The organism is Citrobacter sp. RHBSTW-00881 (assembly GCF_013728515.1).
Lineage (GTDB): Bacteria > Pseudomonadota > Gammaproteobacteria > Enterobacterales > Enterobacteriaceae > Citrobacter > Citrobacter braakii.
In genome coordinates, this window is sequence record NZ_CP056269.1 from 1,345,717 (window position 1) to 1,364,769 (window position 19,053).

Sequence of the window (19,053 nt, forward strand, 5' to 3'; positions counted from 1 at the left end):
ATGATGAAAACAATGCTGGCTGCTTTTTTACCGGGAAATTCCACCGTTGAACTCAGAGAAATTCCTGTGCCAACGCCGGGGATCAATCAGGTTCTTATTAAAATGAAGTCATCAGGAATTTGCGGGAGCGATGTTCATTATATTTATCATCAGCATAGGGGGACTGCTGCTGCGCCGGATAAGCCATTGTATCAGGGGTTTGTTAACGGTCATGAACCTTGTGGACAAATTATTGAAACCGGGGCTGGCTGTCGACACTTCAAAGCGGGTGACCGGGTGCTGGTTTACCATATTTCCGGCTGCGGATTCTGTTCCAACTGCCGACGGGGTTTTCCGATCTCCTGTACCGGGGAGGGCAAAGCCGCCTACGGCTGGCAGCGCGACGGGGGTCATGCTGAATATTTATTAGCGGAAGAGAAAGACCTGATTCATCTCCCGGATGCCCTGAGCTATGAAGACGGGGCGTTTATTAGCTGCGGCGTTGGGACAGCCTACGAAGGTATTCTGCGTGGCGAAGTGTCCGGCAGTGACAACGTTTTGGTTGTCGGCCTCGGGCCTGTCGGCATGATGGCCATGATGCTGGCGAAGGGGCGTGGGGCGAAGCGCGTTATTGGCGTTGATATGCTGCCGGATCGCCTGGCGACGGCAAAACAGCTGGGCGTGATGGACAACGGATTCCTGGCCACGACGGAGAATCTACCGGCGCTGATTGCCGAACTGACGCACGGCGGCGCGGACGTGGCGCTGGATTGTTCCGGTAATGCAGCGGGTCGTCTGCTGGCATTGCAGTCGACAGCGGACTGGGGGCGGGTTGTCTATATCGGTGAAACCGGGAAAGTTGAATTTGAAGTGAGTGCCGACCTGATGCATCACCAGCGGCGTATTATTGGCTCCTGGGTAACCAGCCTGTTCCATATGGAGAAATGCGCCCGCGATCTGACCGACTGGAAGCTTTGGCCGCATAGTGCGATTACGCATCGTTTTTCTCTTGAACAGGCAGGGGAAGCCTATGCGCTGATGGCGAGCGGGAAGTGCGGCAAAGTGGTTATTAACTTTCCGGATTAAGGGGGCCAGATGACGCTTTATACGCTGGAAAATAGCAATCTGCGGCTTCAGGTTGCGGAGCAGGGCGGGGCGATTGAGGGACTGTGGTGGCAACATCAGGGGGAAATGAGCCCCGTGCTGCGCCCAGGCCTGAAAAGCGGAATTGCGGTGGAATCGTCTTGTTTCCCCCTCGTGCCGTTCGGTAACCGGGTGAGCGGAAATCGGTTTCGCTCACCGGCGGGAGAGCATCAGCTGCAACCTAACGTTGAGTGGGACCGCCATTACCTTCACGGCGATGGCTGGCTGAATCGCTGGCGCTGTGTGGCACACTCTCCGACGCAGCTCAGACTGGAGTATATCCATCGGCAGGGAGTCTATCTTTATACGGCGCAGCAGGTTTTTACCCTGAGCGCCAGCGGGGTTGAGGTTGAACTGATCGTCACCAATGAGGGGGATTCGCTCCCGTTTGGCCTGGGCTGGCATCCCTATTTCCCGCTGTCGCCGGGAACCCGTATACAGGCGCATGCCAACGGCTACTGGCTTGAGAAAGAACACTGGCTAACCGGCGCGCACCAGGAGAGCTTGCCGCAAGAGCTGGATTTCAATCAGCCCGCTCCGCTGCCTGAACATTGGGTGAATAATGGTTTCTCCGGCTGGGATGGGGCTGCGGCAATCCAGCAACCCGATTTGGGGTATCAGCTTTTGATGACTACCGAGCCACCTGCGCCCTGCTATTTTGTTTTTGTTTCCGATCCGGCATTTGATAAGGGATATGCATTCGATTTTTTCTGTTTTGAACCCATGAGCCATGCGCCTGACGATCACCATCGCCCGGATTTTGGTCAGTTAACCCTGTTGGCATGCGGCGAAAGCATGCGGCAAAAGATGACTCTGAATATTCAGTCTTATTAAACTCCCTGCCCGGAAACGGGCAGGAATAACGTCAACTTCGGCGGCTTCTATACTTATTCCGGCGTTGTTGACTGGGCAAAAATGCGCTTATCAGGCTGCTATCACAACGACTTCAGCGCTACGCCTTCATCGCATAGCGCTTCCTCGCTTACTACTCGTCCTGAATGAATTAACTTACGCAGTGCGCGCACTTCGCGTCCGTTGTTGAGCGCTACTGCGCCAATTAGCTTCCCATCACGCAGGTGGAACCAGATAGCCTTGCCGTCATCCGGATTGCCACGACATAGCCATGTTTGCCCTTGCATATCGCCAACAAATTGCAGATTGTCATTAAATTGGTCGGTCCAGAACCAGCCTGGCGTCTTCTCCGGCAACGGCAGGTTGAGCATTGCGGCAGCGGCAATCTGTGCCTGGTTATTGGCATTTTCCCAGCTTTCTACTCGTTCTAACGAACCGTCAGGCTGGCGCGTTATCGCCACATCACCGGCGGCGAAAATCGCGGGATCGGAGGTGATGCAGGCGGAGTCAACGATAATACCGTTAGCCGTCTCCAGCCCCGCTTCGCGAGCCTGCGCATCATTCGCCACGATGCCGATGCCATAAACCAGCGCATCGGCCTGTAGCGTCTCGCCGTTTTGCAGGGTAAGCGAGAGAAACTCTCCCGCTTCAGCGTGCTCAATGGCGCTGTTGAGCAGCACCCGCACCCCTGCCTGTCGGTGGCGGTTTAGCAGATAGTCGCGCACCGGAGCAGGGGCGTTGCGACCCATTACCGTTGAGGCCAGCTCCACTAACGTCACCCTACAGCCGCGTTGGATCGCGCTGGCCGCTAATTCCAGGCCAATGGTGCCCGCACCGACAATCACAATCGACTTGCCCGGCAGCAAGGCACCGCACAGACGCTCGGCATCTGTGGCGTGACGCAGGGTAAAGCAACGTTCGCCCAGTTTATCCAGTAGCGGCAGCGGTCTGGCGGCGGCCCCGGTCGCCAACAGCAACTGCGACCAGCGGTAGGACTGACCATCGGCGAGCATCAGCGTGCGCGAGGTGCGGTCAATCTGACGCAGCGTGACGCCAAGATGCAGCTGTACGTTGTTCTCCCGCCACCAGTCAGCGTTCAGGATCGGCTGTCGCTGTGGATTTTCGTCCAGCAGCATCGCTTTGGAGAGCGGAGGGCGTTCATAGGGCAGATACGGCTCATCGGAAAACAGATGCAATTCGCCGTTAAATCCTTGCTGACGCAGTGCGACGGCGGCCATTGCCGCAGCCTGACCACCGCCGACGATAGCGATAACTTTATGGCTCATAACGCCTCCTCAGAGATCCAGTCCGGCGGCAACGTGACGAATACCGCGAATGCCCAAACCGGCATCGGCATTGATCATCACGCCACTCAATGTGCGATTGTTGCGCTTTGACGCCAGCATCACATACGGGCCGGTAAAATCCGCTGGCTCAGGAAAAAACTGCAACGGCAAAATGGCGGCGATTTTTTCCGGCGTCAGCGACTGCATAATCGACGTATCGCCCTGGCCCAGCGCCTGTGGGCCGCGCAGATCGGTCGCCATGCCGCACGGACCGACGCCGTTGACGCGCACCTTTGGCGCCAGCTCGTAGGCTAACTGGCGAATCAACCCGGTGGCGGCATGTTTAGAGGCGGTATACAACGGACCGCCGCCGCCGGGATACCACGCCGCGTTGGAAAGGGTAAAGATGATGTTGCCTTCGCTGGCGATAAGTGCAGGGGCGCAGGCTTTTGCACCCAGCAAATAGCCCAGCACGTTGACGTTAAACAGCTCATGAAAGCCGCTCTCCAGCGCGTCCGCTGGCGTATTGACCAGCGAGGCGTTGTGATCCCATATCCCGGCGTTGCCGATCAAACAGTCCAGGGTGCCGTAGCGCGCCAGAATTTGATCCACCGCGCGCTGATAGTCGGCGTAGCAGGTGACGTTGCCTTCTACTGCCAGCACATGTTCGCCAAAACGTTGGCGCAGGCTGGCGACTTTGGCTGGCGAAAGTTCCAGCGTGGCGACCCGCGCGCCTTCCTCAATGAAACGCTCGACCAGCGCCAGGCCAAGACCGGAGCCGCCGCCGGTGATAAAGACCACGTTATCGCGTAAATCGCTCATCTCGCGTCCTCTGGAATATCAACGAACACATCGCTACCTTCCACGTACACCGCGTAGGTGGTCAGCGGATCGGTGGCAGGTAAACACAACGCCTTACCGGTTTTCAGGCAGAAACTGGCGGCATGCAGCGGGCATTCCACCGTCGCATCGTCTTCCAGATAACCTTCCGACATCGAGGCATTACCGTGGCTACAGCGATCGTTAATGGCATAAAACTCGCCGCCAACGTTGAACAGCGCGATGACGGGCGAGGTGTCGAGCCGGAGCGCTTCACCCTCCGGCAAATCCCCTACGGGGCAGGCATAAATACGACTCATCAGAACAATACACTCAGGTTATGGGAGGTGATCACCGCTTGATCCAGCACGATCTCACGCTCCAGTAAGCGCCACTCATCGCCCGGTAAACGGCGCACTTTGTCCATGCGCATGCCGACGTAAAAGGTTTCATCGCGCTCTTTTTGCGCGCGATACAGCAGATAGTTAAGGCGCACGGCGAACACATCCGGCACTTCGGTTTCACTGACCTGGCAGTTGCTGATCAGGTGCCGGGTACGCGACGGCGGCTCCTCTGCCCAGGCCATCCCGGTTTCCAGTCGCGCAATACGGCGTTCAAGCTGATCTTTGTTGTCGTTAAAAATCCAGGTGGTTGGCGGCTGCACGCCTTTGCGACGGTCGCGCGTCTGGGCATTGACCGTTGTGCGCATGGTATAGCGAATGTCGTCATCCAGCTGTGCCAGCCAGCCGCGAAACTGCCAGTCATCCAGCAGGCTGGCTTCATGGTAGAGAAACTGCGTAATGCGGTGATGCAGTTCCAGGGAAACTAAAGCACTCATTTCATCACCTCCTGCTGGTAAGCGGCGGTTTTTTCCTGCACTTCCTGCCAGCTTTCGCTGCTGAGTAAATCAGCCCAGCGCTGATACATGCCGCGGGCGGCGGTTTCTGAGAAGATGTAGTTGGTGATCCCCGGAATGCCGTCTTCACGACGTCTCTCCTGACCTAACCCCATTTCCAGGCACAGTTTGCTATTACGCGCCCGATGACCCTTCAGCAGTTTTTGAATTTCACTCCAGTTTTCCGAGTCGTCCTGCTCAAGGAATCCGGCGGGGCCAAAAGCGCGCGTAGCGCTGTTTTCAAATGCGGCTTTCACTTCATCAGAGGCGGCTTTATCGGTAATACAGAACGCCCACACTTCAACCTGATCAGGACCGCGCGGATGCCAGACGCGCAACGTAGCGGTACCATTGAGCCAGGAAAGCGTTGGAAAAATGTTGTTGTGACCGGCCAGACGCAGAGCACGAACCTTACCCAGACGCTGTTCAGCTTCTGCGTAGGTGTCGCGGTAGTAGCTAGAGACTTCGCCGTCGACCCACACGTTGGCATCCGGCTTTTCGGTAAAGAAGAAGCCGCTGCCGTGCCCGTCCTGGCCGAACTGTAGTGCATCTTTGGCGGTTTCCCACACCGGGCGAGCGGTTTGTCCGTCACCGAGGCGTTTATCGCTACCGTCGTCTTTTGCCCCCAACACCTGCACAGCGGAGGCATGGCTGAACAATGCGTGATACTGATCGCTGGCAAACTGTTCGGCGGGGAATTTCCAGTTACAGTCGATGGTCCACTTCTGTACGCCGCCGACGATTTCTGTGCCGCCTTCGCGGCGGTCAAGCACACCGTCGAGATACCACGCGATGTCGCCGAGATAATCGCGTAGCGTGGGCGCGGTGGTGTCCCAGTTGCCGAAAATCAGCCCTTTATAGCTCTCTACGCCAGGAACTTCGTTCAGTCCCCAGTGCGATTTGCATAGCCCTTGCGGGTAAGCGCGAGGCTCCAGCGGAACGTCGATCAGCTCGCCATTGATACCGTACGACCAGCCGTGATACGGGCAGGTAAAGGCGCGAGTGTTCCCGCAGTCGGCGTAGCTGACGCGCATCGCCCGGTGGCGGCACTGGTTGAGAAACGCTTTGATGCTGCCATCTTTCTGGCGAACCACCACGACCGCATCCTCGCCCATGTAGGTGTTAAAAAAATCACCGGCTTTGGGGATTTGGCTTTCGTGGGCGAGAAATAGCCAGCAGCGCCCGAAGATGCGCTCCAGCTCCAGTTGGTAAATTTCTGGGTCAGTATAAATCCGTGGGGTTACACGACCGTTTTGCGTGTCGATCAGTTGGTAGATGTCTAAATTTGAGGGTGTGGTCATATTTTTTAATCCTGAAAGATAAGATGTATTGACCTTCTATTTTTGTGCCATAAGGATGTTGCTGGTTAGTTATCAATCTGTGAAATAGTAAATTTCTACCAGTTGAGACATTTTTTCGATAACAAGGAGAAGGGCATGGAACTGAGGCACTTACGCTATTTTGTGGCGGTGGCGCAGGCGCTGAATTTCACCCGGGCGGCAGAAAAGCTGCATACCTCTCAGCCGTCGTTAAGCAGCCAGATCCGCGATCTGGAAACCTGCGTGGGCGTTCCGTTACTGGTGCGGGACAAGCGAAAAGTTGCGCTGACGGCGGCGGGGGAGTGCTTTTTACAGGACGCGCTGGCGATCCTTGAGCAGGCGGAAAATGCCAAAGTTCGCGCCCGTAAAACGGGGCAGGAAGATAATCATTTCGCTATTGGTTTTGTCCCTTCCGCTGAGGTGAATTTGCTCCCGAAGGTGCTGCCCTTATTTCGTTTAAAACAACCGGATACACACATTGAGCTGGTAAGCCTGATAACCACCGAACAGGAAGAAAGGATCCTCAACGGAGAACTGGATGTGGGCTTAATGCGTCACCCGGTGTACAGCCCGGAGCTGGATTATCTGGAGCTGATTCATGAGCCGCTGGTCGTGGTGTTACCGGTGAATCATCCGTTAGCCAATGAGCAAGCGATCTCCGCAGAACAGTTACACGGCGTAAATTTTGTCAGTACCGATCCCGCTTATTCCGGGGCGCTAGCGATGATTGTCAAAAACTGGTTTCAGCAGCAGAAAAGCCAGCCCAAAATTGTGCAGGTAGCGACCAATATTCTGGTGACCATGAATCTGGTCGGCATGGGGCTGGGGGTGACTTTGATACCCGGTTATATGAATAATTTTAATACCGGGCAGGTGGTTTTTCGGTCAATCGTCGGTGAAGCGCCAACGCTGGCATTGTTGATGGCATGGAAGAAGGGCGAGCTAAAGCCCGCCCTGCAGCAATTCATCGAACTGGCACAACGCCAGAGGATAGAGTAACCGCTATTTCACGAGAACGGTAATCGTGGCTGTACCGCTAAATTTACCTGGGGCTGGCGTTCCACCGAGGAGATTGATCGGCCATGCCTCCAGGCTGATGACCCCCCGGCCGGAAGGATGGATACCGATTAACCCATTTGTGAACGGGATATTGATGTGGGTGTCGTCGATACGAGCCATTCTCACGCCGATGTCTGGGGTATTATCGGCCTCCCGGCGGCGGGCGACTAATGTGTACTGATCAAGCAGATCATCGCCATCAATCCTCATTTCCATCTTATTGTTGATGCTTGATGTATCGCCACAGTCGTAGACAATATCAAAATTGACTGGTGTATAGCCGTCCGGCATCTCATTACGAGTAGTGAAACGGCTGGTGTTGATATAACCGAGATCGACCTGAATGACGTCGCCCTGGTTGATTTTACAGTCCTGAGGCACGGTAATGCTCCCCTGGATGCGCAGTTCGGCGATATCTCCCAGGCTGCTCATTGACGGAGGGGAGGTCGTCGTGCTCCATCCTGCCCGTACGGAGGCGATTGGGGTATCTGGAATCACCAGTTCACCTAAGAAGGGTTTGGTGACGTACAGCGTAAAACGGGTACGTGCGCCTATCGTCACCGGCGCGGCGCGATTCTCCGCCGGATCGTCGGTACACACGCTGCCTTTGGGGTTGTTTATTTCATACGAGCCATTTTCTCTCAATGGGTCACGGTTTGTCGGTAAGACGGCTGTGGCGCCGGGAATATCGTCAACTTCGGTTTTAATATCCAGATTATCATTCAGATGGTAAAAGCCGCTGAGTTGACCGATTCCGGGTAGCGCGCTGGTGACCGTATAGAACAGCGCCACTCTGCTACCCGCGCCACAGTCGCAATCAATTTGATAGGCACCGCCCGAGAGCGGTGTCGGCAGCTCCAGCGAGGTTCCGGCGACGTTCTGGGCTTGTGTCCAGTCGCTGGAGACATCGGCGTTAAAGCGACCTGCTGCGGCGCAGGACCCGTTCTCCGCGTAGACCGGGGCGATAGATAGCGCCAGCAGCGCGGCGGCAATCCCATTTTTCATCCACGAATTCTTTATTGACATAGTGCGTTCCCATTATGTATTGCGGCGCTGCGAGCGGCATCTTCCTGCAGGCTGAAGGTAAACTGGCACTGTTGATCAGGCTGATTGCCCCAGCGCACGGACCACCTCTGCGGCTGATTGTTCACGCCGGTGATATACAGCACGCCGCCTTCATCGACGATGCTTTGCTGCGTCTGGCTGCTGGCTACTGCGCCGAAGGGCAGCGCATTCCCTCGCGCATCGGTGATTTTCAACAGCACGCGGTAGCCTGTCTGGGCAATAAAGTGCGCCGTTACGGCGGCACCGCGATTAGGCACCACGGTACGCACGGTTTCGGTCACATCGACATTATCCGGCATCATAGTGGTATCGAGAGAGATGGCGTTTTCCTGATACGCGGTCAGATAGGGGATAATGGCATAGCCAAAATAGTCGGTGGCGATGCCCGGATAGTTTTTCACCCGGATACCTGCCGCGCCGTTGGCGTCAATCAGCGCAAAGGCATTACCCAGCGGCTGCGACAGCGTCACGCCGTGGGGATGGGCGACAATACCGCCGGAGAGGCCGTAGCTCATCTGTTGGCTATCGCTGCTGTAGTCGTAGCCCGCATTCATGGTGCCATAGGCAGAGCGATAGCTGCCGTACAGGCTGCTGCTATCACCGCCGCCGCCTTCGCTTTGCCGCTGTTTGAGGCTATAGCTCAGTCGACGGTCTTCCAGCATCGAGCCGTTGATACCCACTTCGTGCTGTGTGGCGCGATCGCGTTGATCGGTGGTGCGCCAGGTTGCCCGCGCATGCGACAGCCAGCGATCCAGCGGTACGCTCAGGCTGAGCGACAGCGTGCGATCGTTGTCGCTGTCCTGCGAATCGGTGAACTGGCCGCTGAGGTTATAGCTCACGCCCCATAGATTGCCGTTCAGACCGATGGACAGGTTTTTATCCTGCCCCCCGCGATCCCAGTACTTCTGCTGCGAGCCGGAGGCGTAGAAGCTGATACCAGAAAACAGCGACTGGCTGACGGTGAACTGAGCTTCATCGCGCAGGCGGTCGTCGGCGCTGATGTCCTTCTGGTTGGCGTCGGAGAAGTTGAAATAACCGCTGCTGGTGTAGCGATAGTAGCTTACTGACACGCTGGTGCCGCTTTCCGGTAGATCTTTGATGTACTGGGTACGCCAGCTGTAGCCGTGATAGTTTTCATCGTTATCAAGCTGGGTATCCGCACGGCTGACATCCATCGATACCGCCCCAAGTTCGCCGAGCGTAGAGCCGAGACCCAGCGCCAGCGCCCGATAGTCCTGCGAGGCATTCAGGCCACCGTACAGGGTCAACACGTTGTTCAGGCCATAGCTGGCGGTGCTTTCAAGGAACTCCGGTTCGTTGCTGTCCTGCGGGCTGGCGGCGCGAAAGCGCCCGGCGGTGGCGCTGTATTTGAGATATCCCGGCCTCTGCATCTGCGGTAGCGCGGAGAACGGCTGGACGAAGTGCCGCACGCTACCGTCGGCCTCTTCGATAGTGACGTCTAAATCGCCGCTGAAGGAAGAGGGGTAGAGGTCGTTGATTTCAAAAGCGCCGGCCGGGACATTGCTTTGATACAGGGTGTAGCCGTTTTGCCGTACCGTGACGATAGCGCTGGAGTTGGCGATACCGCGAATAGTCGGCGCAAAGCCGCGCTGGCTGTTGGGCAGCATGGTTTCATCGGAGTACAGTCGCACGCCGGTAAACTGATAGCTGGTGAATACCGTGCCTTCCGTTGCACTCTCACCCATTACCAGCTGCGATTTCAGACTTTTGATATCCCGCTGCAACCAGCTATTAATGCTCTCCCAGCGTGTGTCATTATCGTTGTGCGTCCAGGTGGAATAATTGCGCAGCCGCCAGGGGCCGATATTGGCGCCGTTTTGCATATTCAGATATTGGCGCTGGGTGTTATCGCTATCGTATTGGTTCTGCGAGCCGCTAAAGGCGTAGTTGGTAAACAGCACCGGCATACCGTCGTCCCAGCGGGAGGGGTCAATATAGCCGCGGGCGTCGCGGTACAATGCAATCTGCGGCACGCTGAGATTCAGCCGGCTGTGGTTGAAGTCGAACTGAGAGACGCTGCCGGGGATGGCCTGCGCCAGATCGGCAATTATCGTACGGTTGTCCTGCTCCGCAAGCTGCGGATAGTTGTCGATCTTAAAGCCTAACTCACGTAGCTGCCCAAGGGTGAACTGAGGAATCAGCTGGTGATCTTTACCGGCGATGAACGGCAGCGTACGTTGTACCGTTTTCTTTTTATTAATATAAATATCAACAAGATATTCACCAGGGAGCTGGGCGTTATTCTGAGAAAATACGTTGAGATCCACTGCCCGCTGGCCACTTTTCTCCGTTTCCAGCAGCGCCGGGTCAAAATAGAGATCGCTGGCCCAGGCCTGGCATGCGCTCAGGCATCCGCTGACAATCGCGCAATGTATCCAGACAGAGAGCCGTTTCGTGGTTAATAAATGCGGTGTTAATTGCACCATTTCGCTTGTCATTCCTTGAGAGCTATTATCGTGTGGTCAACGTGGGGGACGGCTATTGCAGCGTTCGGGTTTCCGTTTTGGTGGCCCCGCCGTAGTCGTTAATGGCTGCCCACTGCACCGTTTTCCCTGCAGAAGCGGGAACCTCGATCTGTTTATGCTCGCCGGGAGCGATATAGTCGATTTTACTGGTGAGATCGGTTTTCCCGAGCGCAATACCGGCAAAGACGACGTGATAAGCTGATGGGTTATAGATGTCTAACTTATTATTGCTATATTTATATTCGAGAGATTTATAGGCATCGTAAGGTTTACCCGTTAAATTGGCTGGCCGATAGAATAGTTTGATACGCGTTTTAAATACCAGGGTCAGCATATTATTATCGCTGTCGGCAGACTGGCTTTTTGCCGGGATCGCGCGGACGTTAATAAAGAAAAGTGATTCTTTGTTATTAATGATGTTTTCAGATGATTTAATTATTCGTAGTGATGAATCGCTGCCTGAATCCAGACGAAATAGCGGTGGCGTAATAATAAAAGGACCACGCGCCGTTCCTTGCGCATTATCGACCCACGACTGTAATAAATAGGGCAGGTTTTCGCTGCGGTTAGCCACCGGCAGGGCGGCCTCTTTTTTCCCGGCATCGTAGATGACGCGAGTTCTCTCTAGGGAAGGTGCGAATAAGCGGGGAAATTCTTCTCGGCTGACTCAGTCATTTCATTTCTTCATGTTTGAGCCGATTTTTTCTCCCGTAAATGCCTTGAATCAGCCTATTTAGACCGTTTCTTCGCCATTTAAGGCGTTATCCCCAGTTTTTAGTGAGATCTCTCCCACTGACGTATCATTTGGTCCGCCCGAAACAGGTTGGCCAGCGTGAATAACATCGCCAGTTGGTTATCGTTTTTCAGCAACCCCTTGTATCTGGCTTTCACGAAGCCGAACTGTCGCTTGATGATGCGAAATGGGTGCTCCACCCTGGCACGGATGCTGGCTTTCATGTATTCGATGTTGATGGCCGTTTTGTTCTTGCGTGGATGCTGTTTCAAGGTTCTTACCTTGCCGGGGCGCTCGGCGATCAGCCAGTCCACATCCACCTCGGCCAGCTCCTCGCGCTGTGGCGCCCCTTGGTAGCCGGCATCGGCTGAGACAAATTGCTCCTCTCCATGCAGCAGATTACCCAGCTGATTGAGGTCATGCTCGTTGGCCGCGGTGGTGACTAGGCTGTGGGTCAGGCCACTCTTGGCATCGACACCAATGTGGGCCTTCATGCCAAAGTGCCACTGATTGCCTTTCTTGGTCTGATGCATCTCCGGATCGCGTTGCTGCTCTTTGTTCTTGGTCGAGCTGGGTGCCTCAATGATGGTGGCATCGACCAAGGTGCCTTGAGTCATCATGACGCCTGCTTCGGCCAGCCAGCGATTGATGGTCTTGAACAATTGGCGGGCCAGTTGATGCTGCTCCAGCAGGTGGCGGAAATTCATGATGGTGGTGCGGTCAGGCAAGGCGCTATCCAGGGATAACCGGGCAAACCGACGCATGGAGGCGATTTCGTACAGAGCATCTTCCATCGCGCCATCGCTCAGGTTGTACCAATGCTGCATGCAGTGAATGCGTAGCATGGTTTCCAGCGGATAAGGTCGCCGGCCATTACCAGCCTTGGGGTAAAACGGCTCGATGACTTCCACCATGTTTTGCCATGGCAGAATCTGCTCCATACGGGACAAGAAAATCTCTTTTCTGGTCTGACGGCGCTTACTGCTGAATTCACTGTCGGCGAAGGTAAGTTGATGACTCATGATGAACCCTGTTCCATGGCTCCAGATGACAAACATGATCTCATATCAGGGACTTGTTCGCACCTTCCTTAAATTTATGAAAACATACAGGTTAAAATTAATTGCGGGGCGATGGTATTCGATATTCGTGCATAAGCAAGTTAAGGCGTGATGTTTTCAGATTATATTTATTAAAAATAAGCGAATTAACTGTCATTGTATTAAATAATATTAAATTAGTGAGGGGTGAAATATTATAATAACGAATGTTTTTGCTAAGTATTATACTTGTGATGATATTAAGCCCTTGATATTTAGTTGCGTGTTTTTTAGCTAATTTTTCCCTTCCTTGCATTCCTGTTTACTCATCCCATTACATCTTCTGCTGTAAAATTGTACAGGTGTAAATGATTGTGGAGTCGGATAGCCAACAGTGTTGGTTAAAAGTGATGTTTGTCACAATTATCTGGTAAATGTGAACAGTAGTACTCTTCAGAATGCGGCTTGTGTCATTAGACTAGGGCTTCTAAAACGGGAGGACCCATGGCTTTGCATTCCACGCGCTGGCTGGCGCTCGGTTATTTCACCTACTTCTTTAGCTACGGTATTTTTCTGCCTTTCTGGAGCGTCTGGCTCGAAGGGCTGGGGCTGACGCCGGAAACCATCGGTTTACTGCTGGGCGCGGGGCTGATTGCCCGTTTTCTCGGCAGTTTGCTGATTGCGCCGCGCGTAAGCGATCCCTCTCGTCTGATCTCCGCTTTACGTATTCTGGCCCTGTTGACGCTGGTGTTTGCGCTGGCCTTCTGGGCGGGCACCAACGTGGCGTGGCTGATGGTGGTGATGGTCGGCTTCAACCTGTTTTTCTCGCCGCTGGTGCCGTTGACCGACGCGCTGGCCAACACCTGGCAAAAACAGATAACCATGGACTACGGTCGGGTAAGACTGTGGGGATCCGTTGCCTTTGTGATTGGCTCCGCGCTGACCGGTAAGCTGGTGAGCCTGTTTGACTATCGGGTGATCCTGGTCCTGCTGTCGCTTGGCGTCGCGTCGATGCTATTGGGGATGATGATCCGCCCGAGCGTGCAGCCAGCGGGGGAAAACCGTCAGCAGGAGAGCGCGGGATGGCCCGCCTGGCGTGCGTTGATAACCCAAAGCTGGCGTTTTCTTGCCTGCGTGAGTCTGTTGCAAGGTGCGCATGCCGCTTATTACGGGTTCAGCGCCATCTACTGGCAGTCTGCCGGATATTCCGCTTCGGCGGTGGGCTATTTGTGGTCATTAGGCGTGGTGGCGGAAGTAATTATTTTTGCGCTCAGTCACAAGCTGTTCCGCCGCTTTAGCGCGCGCGATTTGCTGCTGCTTTCCGCCGTTTGCGGCGTGGCGCGTTGGGGGTTGATGGGCTGGAGCACTGAGCTACCGTGGCTGATTGTGGTGCAAATCCTCCATTGCGGAACCTTTACCGTCTGCCACCTGGCGGCAATGCGCTATATCGCGACGCGCCAGGGCAGCGAAGTGATACGTTTGCAGGCGGTGTATTCTGCGGTGGCGATGGGCGGCAGCATCGCCATCATGACCGTATTCGCAGGCTACCTGTACCAGAATCTGGGCAACGGCGTATTCTGGGTGATGGCGCTGGTGGCGCTACCGGCAATCTTTCTGCGCCCGAAGGTGGTGGCGCAGCCTGCAATGTTATGATTCGAGGATTTTGCGGATCTGCTGCTGCTGATGCGGCGTAAGTGCCAGATCCGCATGAATCAACGGCGGTGAAAACAGCGGCAGCGGCGTGGTATACGGCGTAATAATCAGAGTGACTCCGCGCGGCGTACCCTGTTTTTGAAAGTCCTGCATCGGCATATGTTTTACGTTGAGCGGTAGCAGCGTCAGTTCGCGCAGCTGTTGCTCAATATGCGCTTCAAGTTGTTCATTGTTGCCGGTCAGCAGGATAATCTGCTTCTCGTGCAAATCCTTCTCCTGCATCAGCCAGGCACCGAAAATAACGGCGACCAGCCCGATCTCTTCTTCTGAAAACTGCACATCGTACTCCGCTTCGAAGCCATGTATCGCCTCGCGGGTAGTACGAACCAGACGGGGATAAAGTCGGCTGAACTCCTCCGGCAGCGTGTTATCAATGCCAATGGCAAACACGCTGCGGTTAAGCGCCTGGGCAAGGTGAATATACAGCTGATCGTTCAGTCCTTGCTCATCGCTGAAGCGTACATTGCCATACTCGCGAAAACGCAGCACCAGCCGTGCAATAGCAAGACGCAGGCGACGATCCTGCTGGTGGTTATCGCGCACAGGGTCGGGGATACGGAGCATTGAGAACAACAACGCCATAAACAGCGATTCGCCCGGCGGCGCACTCTGCATGACGTGGCGCTGCCAGTGGCGGCCAATTTCCTCCGCGAGCGGATACTCTGCGCAGGATTGCGCCCAGCGTTGCTGGAGCGGATTAAATTCCGGGGTGACTCCCGCGTGATGCTGTAGCAGACAATACTGTAAATACAGGCGCAGGAACTGGACGTCACGGTACTCAAACGGCTTCTGCAAGCGCCGGGAGCACAGATTAATGAGCGCATGCAGATTGGTGTCGTCATACAGCGTACGCGCGATACCTTGTTGTTTCAGCGCCATTTTTAATGCGGGTGTGAAATGCTGGGCGATGAAAGTCGGGCAGATCCGCAGACCGCGGCGCAGCCACTGCAACAGACACAGGCGCTGATTTAGCGGGGTCCCTTCGATCGTATAGCCGCCATTCAGCGCGGTGGTAATCGCGAGCCGGTGATAGCGCTGGATTTCGAGTCCTGCGCCAATAATATCTTCCTCAACAGTGGCATCATCAACACCATTGAGGCTACTGAAGGTTTGAGCTGTAGCGATTTGCCCTGGCAGGAAAAGCGTCAGCAGCACCTGGCAACGGCGCTGGGGAGCGGAAAGTACAGATGGTGGAGCAAGCGTTGACATCATCTGTAGGATCTCCCGTAAGTATGTTTGATAAGAATAGCTAAAGTTTGCTCATAGATTTGGAGAATGGAATGCTTTCCACCAGGAATGCTGGAGAGCGTCACAGAATTTTTAACGTGCGGAACAGATAGCAGGAGTGGAACGCAGCGCGTTAACTGGCTTTTTCACTGTTTTATCTTCTATTGAGACATAAAAAAACCCGCCTGAGGGTGACGGGTTGAGAAGACGAGTGGAAATGCGCGGTCCGGTGTTACTGCTCGCGGCTCAGCGTTAATCCCACATCACCGCCGGGATGTACAGACAATAGCGTCTCTTTTGAGTAACCACTTTCGCTCATCAGACAGGCGCAGGCAGCGTCAAAGATAGCCAGGACCAGTAAAATTGAGGTGGTGGCCAACATGTTCAGCGGGTCGGCCTCACGCTGGACGCCGGTGGAAATCACCAGCCTCGACGCTTTAGCAATGGCTGAGTCGGCGTTTTCAGTCACGCTCAGGATGGGCACATTTCTCGCAGCCAGTCCGGGCAGCAGTCGGGTGAGTTCATCCGAATTTCCCCCGCGTGATAGCATAATGACCAGGTCGTCGGCGCGTAAAAAACCGAGATCGCCATGCGCCGCATCCGTCGCGTTGAGGTAAATCGCCGGACGTTCCACGCAGGCGAGCATGTGCGCGACTTTACGCGCCGCAATACCGGATGTACCGACGCCAGTGACGACGATTTTCCCCTGGCAACCGCGCAGCTCCGCCATTAGCGACTGCCAGACCGGTTCAGTCAGATGCTGTCCCAGACCTGCGAGGGCATCGCTATAGAGCTGAAATACGCCGGTGGCCTGAGACCAGGAGTCACTCATGCGTCCTCCTGCATCAGTTGGCGGTATTTCATATGATCCTGATACATCTCGTGGAATACCCGATATTTGCGATCGTAGTACTGCTTAATGCGATTGGTCTGCGGGGTGACCGTTTTACCAATACGGCTCATCGCCGACATCGCTTCCGGGAACGTGTCGAACACGCCTGCGGCGATAGTCCCCATCATCGCGCCGCCCAGCAGCATGGCTTCGCTCTCTTCAGGCAGCAGCATGGCGCAACCGGTGGCGTTGGCATGCTCCTGAACGAAGATCGGGTTTTTCGTCCCGCCGCCGCTGGCCATAATCGTATCGATGGTGTAGCCGCTTTGGTTCATCGTTTCAATGATATGGCGCGTTCCCAGCGCAATGGCCTGGATGGTTGCGAGGTACTGGAGCGCCATATCTTCCGGCGTGCGGGACAGCTTCAGTCCGGTGATTGCTCCCGTGAGCGTGGGGTTAGCGCGCGGCGAGCGGTTGCCGTGGAAATAGGGCAGAATGTGCATGTCACGGGTCAAAAAGGCGATATCTTCCGGCTCACCAGCCATTTTGCGCAGCAGCGCATTCAGCACTTCATAAATGGTTTGCCCCTGAGACTTAGCCTGCGTTAGCAGGGTTTCGTAACACGGGTGCGACTGAATAACGTGGTCGATTAACGCCCCGGTTGCTGACTGCCCGCCTTCATTAAGCCAGTATTCCGGCAGTACGGCTGAGTAGTAAGGGCCCCAGACGCCGCCGATAAAACGCGGCTCTTTGGAAATTGCCATGTGTCCGGTGGAGGTGCCACCAATTAACGCGACACGACGGTCAAAATCCGCCACCTCGCCGGAAACTCCGCTTGCGCCGAGCGTACCGAGTGTGCCGGCGTGGGCATCGATTATCGAAACGCTGACCGCGGTCCCCGGAATCAGTCCCATTTCGCTGGCGGCGCGCGCGGACAGCCCGTGACCGAGCGGTTCACCCATGGTTTTCACGTAGCGACCAATTTTGGCAGCATCATGTTCCAGCAGGTCTTCCAGCCCAATCTGGCGGAAATAGCTGGCATCCCATTTGTCTTCATGGCCCATATAGGTCCATTTACACACTGTCGAACACAATGAGCGTGTGTCATCGCCTGTTGCGCGCCAGGTCAGGAAATCGGGCAGATCAAAGTAGTAACCCGCATTGGCCCAGGTATTGGGCATATGCTGCTTCAGCCACAGCAGCTTGGGCGTTTGCATTTCCGGGGAGATAATGCCGCCAACGTAGTCCAGCACCCGATGATGCAGGGCGTTAATGCGTTCAGCCTGGGTAATGGCGCGGTGATCCATCCACACAATGATGTTCTGTTCGCTGCGCCCGGACGGGCTGATGGTCAGCGGTTTACCTTCTTTATCCAGCACCACCAGTGAGCAGGTAGCGTCAAAGCCCAGACCTTTCACCTGGATTGGGTTGATATCTGACTGGTTAATCGCATCGCGAACCGCGTTACACACCGCCTGCCAGATGTTATCGGAAGACTGCTCAACAAAATCGGCCTGCGGGCGGTAAATCTCGATAGCCCGACTGGCCTGGCCGACCATTCTGCCGTTGAGATCAAACACGCCGGCACGGGCGCTTCCGGTTCCGACATCCACACCAATAAAGTAACTTGCCATAATTTTTTCTCCTGAAATCAGGCTTTACGATTCTGTAATGCGATAAAGAGGATCAGCACCGCGCCCCACAGCGCCATCGTCAGATAGCTGCTCACCCCCAGCAAGTTAAGGCCGCTTTCCAGCATTTGCAGCACAATCAGCGCCAGTACCAGGCCGATAATGCGCCCGAAACCGCCATCCGGGTTGATGCCGCCGAGGACGGAGGCAAGGATGGTGACCAGCAGGTAGGACTCACCGTATCCGGCTTTTGCCGAGTTGAATTTCGCCATCATCAGAATGGCGGCGACCCAGCCGAGCAGGGCAGAAATCACGTACACGGAAATTTGTACCCGGACGGTATTTACGCCGCTGTAGCGGGTAGCCTGTTCATTGGAACCCACGAGATACAGACTGCGCCCAAGCGTGGTGTGCTCCAGCAGTACCCACAGCAGGATTGCCACCAGGAAAAAGAGCAGCAGCGCTACCGGAATACCGGCAATCGTGGCGTTACCAAGATATTGAATGGCGGTCGGGAAACCGGAAATCACTGTCCCATTGGAAAGCAGAATATTCAGCCCGGAGATAAGCGTCATCGTGCCGAGCGTGGCGAGAATCGGCGAAACCCCGACCCAGGCAATCAGCGCGCCGTTGAGCGTACCGATTGCGACCGCCACGGCAGCGCCTGCCAGCAGCGCCAGCACCAGAAACAGCGGGTTATCCGGATGGGTGACGATAATCGCCGCCATTACCAGCGAGCAGGCATTCGCTCCTGCAATTATCGACAGGTTTATGCCGCCGGTCAGCATGGTCATGCCCATCCCGAGGGCCAGCATGCCAAGGATCGGCAGTTGCGAGCCAATCGACTGGAAGTTAGCGACGCTGAAAAAACGGCTGCCGAGCAGGGCCGAGAAGACCAGGGCGACGACCACAATAATGACGCATTGCAGACGAATGATGGCATCACCGGGTAAAAATCTGGCGATTGTTTTCAT

Annotated in this window: 16 protein-coding genes and 1 pseudogene; 4 read left to right on the forward strand and 13 right to left on the reverse strand. The window is 55.3% G+C overall.

The genetic code is table 11. The features are described 5' to 3' along the window. Positions 1 to 3 precede the first annotated feature (3 nt). Together HV311_RS06400 and HV311_RS06405 are read left to right on the forward strand one after the other, a co-directional pair. A complete protein-coding gene (locus tag HV311_RS06400) occupies positions 4 to 1,065 on the forward strand; it encodes a zinc-dependent alcohol dehydrogenase family protein (RefSeq protein ID WP_049041530.1) in 1,062 nt (353 codons plus the stop codon). A gap of 9 nt (positions 1,066 to 1,074) precedes the next feature. Further along, entirely contained in the window at positions 1,075 to 1,956 is an 882-nt protein-coding gene (locus HV311_RS06405; RefSeq protein ID WP_016157153.1) for an aldose 1-epimerase, read from the forward strand. Between the two features lie 101 nt (positions 1,957 to 2,057). On the opposite strand, the gene hcaD is transcribed toward HV311_RS06405, so the two are convergent. From hcaD to hcaE, 5 genes are read right to left on the reverse strand one after another with little or no spacing between them, the layout of a single operon-like run. Continuing rightward, complete coding sequence (gene hcaD, locus HV311_RS06410) at positions 2,058 to 3,260, reverse strand: phenylpropionate dioxygenase ferredoxin reductase subunit (protein WP_191220873.1); 1,203 nt, start codon at positions 3,258 to 3,260, stop codon at positions 2,058 to 2,060. Positions 3,261 to 3,269: 9 nt separating this feature from the next. Continuing rightward, entirely contained in the window at positions 3,270 to 4,082 is an 813-nt protein-coding gene (gene hcaB / locus HV311_RS06415) for a 3-phenylpropionate-dihydrodiol/cinnamic acid-dihydrodiol dehydrogenase (RefSeq protein WP_019077395.1), read from the reverse strand. Beyond that, positions 4,079 to 4,399 (reverse strand): 3-phenylpropionate/cinnamic acid dioxygenase ferredoxin subunit, encoded by a 321-nt coding sequence (gene hcaC, locus HV311_RS06420; RefSeq protein ID WP_016154025.1) that lies wholly within the window; start codon positions 4,397 to 4,399, stop codon positions 4,079 to 4,081. The genes hcaB and hcaC overlap by 4 nt, the downstream gene beginning before the upstream one ends. Continuing rightward, entirely contained in the window at positions 4,399 to 4,917 is a 519-nt protein-coding gene (hcaF, locus tag HV311_RS06425; RefSeq protein ID WP_191220874.1) for a 3-phenylpropionate/cinnamic acid dioxygenase subunit beta, read from the reverse strand. The genes hcaC and hcaF overlap by 1 nt, the downstream gene beginning before the upstream one ends. Beyond that, complete coding sequence (hcaE, locus tag HV311_RS06430; RefSeq protein WP_191220875.1) at positions 4,914 to 6,275, reverse strand: 3-phenylpropionate/cinnamic acid dioxygenase subunit alpha; 1,362 nt, start codon at positions 6,273 to 6,275, stop codon at positions 4,914 to 4,916. The genes hcaF and hcaE overlap by 4 nt, the downstream gene beginning before the upstream one ends. Positions 6,276 to 6,410: 135 nt before the next feature. Between hcaE and hcaR the strand changes: the two genes are divergently transcribed. After that, entirely contained in the window at positions 6,411 to 7,292 is an 882-nt protein-coding gene (hcaR, locus tag HV311_RS06435; RefSeq protein ID WP_191220876.1) for a DNA-binding transcriptional regulator HcaR, read from the forward strand. Between the two features lie 3 nt (positions 7,293 to 7,295). On the opposite strand, the gene HV311_RS06440 is transcribed toward hcaR, so the two are convergent. From HV311_RS06440 to HV311_RS06455, 4 genes and pseudogenes are all read right to left on the reverse strand, one after another. Next, positions 7,296 to 8,357, reverse strand: a complete 1,062-nt coding sequence (locus HV311_RS06440; protein ID WP_404842028.1) for a fimbrial protein — start codon at positions 8,355 to 8,357, stop codon at positions 7,296 to 7,298. 11 nt (positions 8,358 to 8,368) lie between these two features. Further along, on the reverse strand, positions 8,369 to 10,864 hold the full coding sequence (locus HV311_RS06445; protein WP_191220878.1) for a fimbria/pilus outer membrane usher protein: 2,496 nt from the start codon (positions 10,862 to 10,864) through the stop codon (positions 8,369 to 8,371). 52 nt (positions 10,865 to 10,916) lie between these two features. Beyond that, positions 10,917 to 11,531 (reverse strand): annotated as a pseudogene (locus HV311_RS06450) (fimbrial biogenesis chaperone); the annotation flags it as partial. 146 nt (positions 11,532 to 11,677) lie between these two features. Beyond that, positions 11,678 to 12,658, reverse strand: a complete 981-nt coding sequence (locus HV311_RS06455; RefSeq protein ID WP_064349473.1) for an IS5-like element IS5 family transposase — start codon at positions 12,656 to 12,658, stop codon at positions 11,678 to 11,680. Between the two features lie 522 nt (positions 12,659 to 13,180). Between HV311_RS06455 and HV311_RS06460 the strand changes: the two genes are divergently transcribed. Beyond that, on the forward strand, positions 13,181 to 14,329 hold the full coding sequence (locus HV311_RS06460) for a 3-phenylpropionate MFS transporter (RefSeq protein ID WP_101700133.1): 1,149 nt from the start codon (positions 13,181 to 13,183) through the stop codon (positions 14,327 to 14,329). Here HV311_RS06460 and csiE read toward each other — a convergent pair. The 4 genes from csiE to HV311_RS06480 form a co-directional block, all read right to left on the reverse strand. Continuing rightward, on the reverse strand, positions 14,324 to 15,601 hold the full coding sequence (gene csiE / locus HV311_RS06465; protein WP_191220879.1) for a stationary phase inducible protein CsiE: 1,278 nt from the start codon (positions 15,599 to 15,601) through the stop codon (positions 14,324 to 14,326). The two genes, HV311_RS06460 and csiE, sit on opposite strands and share 6 nt — an antisense overlap. Before the next feature lie 247 nt (positions 15,602 to 15,848). Then, positions 15,849 to 16,448 carry a KpsF/GutQ family sugar-phosphate isomerase gene (locus HV311_RS06470; RefSeq protein ID WP_047358248.1) on the reverse strand — a complete coding sequence of 200 codons (600 nt, stop codon included), beginning with the start codon at positions 16,446 to 16,448 and terminating at the stop codon, positions 15,849 to 15,851. Continuing rightward, complete coding sequence (locus tag HV311_RS06475) at positions 16,445 to 18,082, reverse strand: FGGY-family carbohydrate kinase (RefSeq protein ID WP_003847100.1); 1,638 nt, start codon at positions 18,080 to 18,082, stop codon at positions 16,445 to 16,447. Before HV311_RS06475 ends, HV311_RS06470 begins: the two co-directional genes overlap by 4 nt. 17 nt (positions 18,083 to 18,099) lie before the next feature. Continuing rightward, positions 18,100 to 19,053 (reverse strand): ABC transporter permease, encoded by a 954-nt coding sequence (locus tag HV311_RS06480; RefSeq protein WP_003037658.1) that lies wholly within the window; start codon positions 19,051 to 19,053, stop codon positions 18,100 to 18,102.

Excerpts from the sequence above, each read along its gene's own strand:
- HV311_RS06445 (WP_191220878.1), bottom strand. The coding sequence starts at position 10,864 with ATGGTGCAATTAACACCGCATTTATTAACCACGAAACGGCTCTCTGTC.
- hcaF (WP_191220874.1), bottom strand. The coding sequence starts at position 4,917 with ATGAGTGCTTTAGTTTCCCTGGAACTGCATCACCGCATTACGCAGTTT.
- hcaC (WP_016154025.1), bottom strand. The coding sequence starts at position 4,399 with ATGAGTCGTATTTATGCCTGCCCCGTAGGGGATTTGCCGGAGGGTGAA.
- HV311_RS06460 (WP_101700133.1), top strand. The coding sequence starts at position 13,181 with ATGGCTTTGCATTCCACGCGCTGGCTGGCGCTCGGTTATTTCACCTAC.
- HV311_RS06405 (WP_016157153.1), top strand. The coding sequence starts at position 1,075 with ATGACGCTTTATACGCTGGAAAATAGCAATCTGCGGCTTCAGGTTGCG.
- HV311_RS06440 (WP_404842028.1), bottom strand. The coding sequence starts at position 8,357 with ATGAAAAATGGGATTGCCGCCGCGCTGCTGGCGCTATCTATCGCCCCG.
- hcaB (WP_019077395.1), bottom strand. The coding sequence starts at position 4,082 with ATGAGCGATTTACGCGATAACGTGGTCTTTATCACCGGCGGCGGCTCC.
- HV311_RS06480 (WP_003037658.1), bottom strand. The coding sequence starts at position 19,053 with ATGAAAACAATCGCCAGATTTTTACCCGGTGATGCCATCATTCGTCTG.
- csiE (WP_191220879.1), bottom strand. The coding sequence starts at position 15,601 with ATGATGTCAACGCTTGCTCCACCATCTGTACTTTCCGCTCCCCAGCGC.
- HV311_RS06455 (WP_064349473.1), bottom strand. The coding sequence starts at position 12,658 with ATGAGTCATCAACTTACCTTCGCCGACAGTGAATTCAGCAGTAAGCGC.
- HV311_RS06470 (WP_047358248.1), bottom strand. The coding sequence starts at position 16,448 with ATGAGTGACTCCTGGTCTCAGGCCACCGGCGTATTTCAGCTCTATAGC.
- hcaR (WP_191220876.1), top strand. The coding sequence starts at position 6,411 with ATGGAACTGAGGCACTTACGCTATTTTGTGGCGGTGGCGCAGGCGCTG.
- HV311_RS06400 (WP_049041530.1), top strand. The coding sequence starts at position 4 with ATGAAAACAATGCTGGCTGCTTTTTTACCGGGAAATTCCACCGTTGAA.
- hcaD (WP_191220873.1), bottom strand. The coding sequence starts at position 3,260 with ATGAGCCATAAAGTTATCGCTATCGTCGGCGGTGGTCAGGCTGCGGCA.
- HV311_RS06475 (WP_003847100.1), bottom strand. The coding sequence starts at position 18,082 with ATGGCAAGTTACTTTATTGGTGTGGATGTCGGAACCGGAAGCGCCCGT.
- hcaE (WP_191220875.1), bottom strand. The coding sequence starts at position 6,275 with ATGACCACACCCTCAAATTTAGACATCTACCAACTGATCGACACGCAA.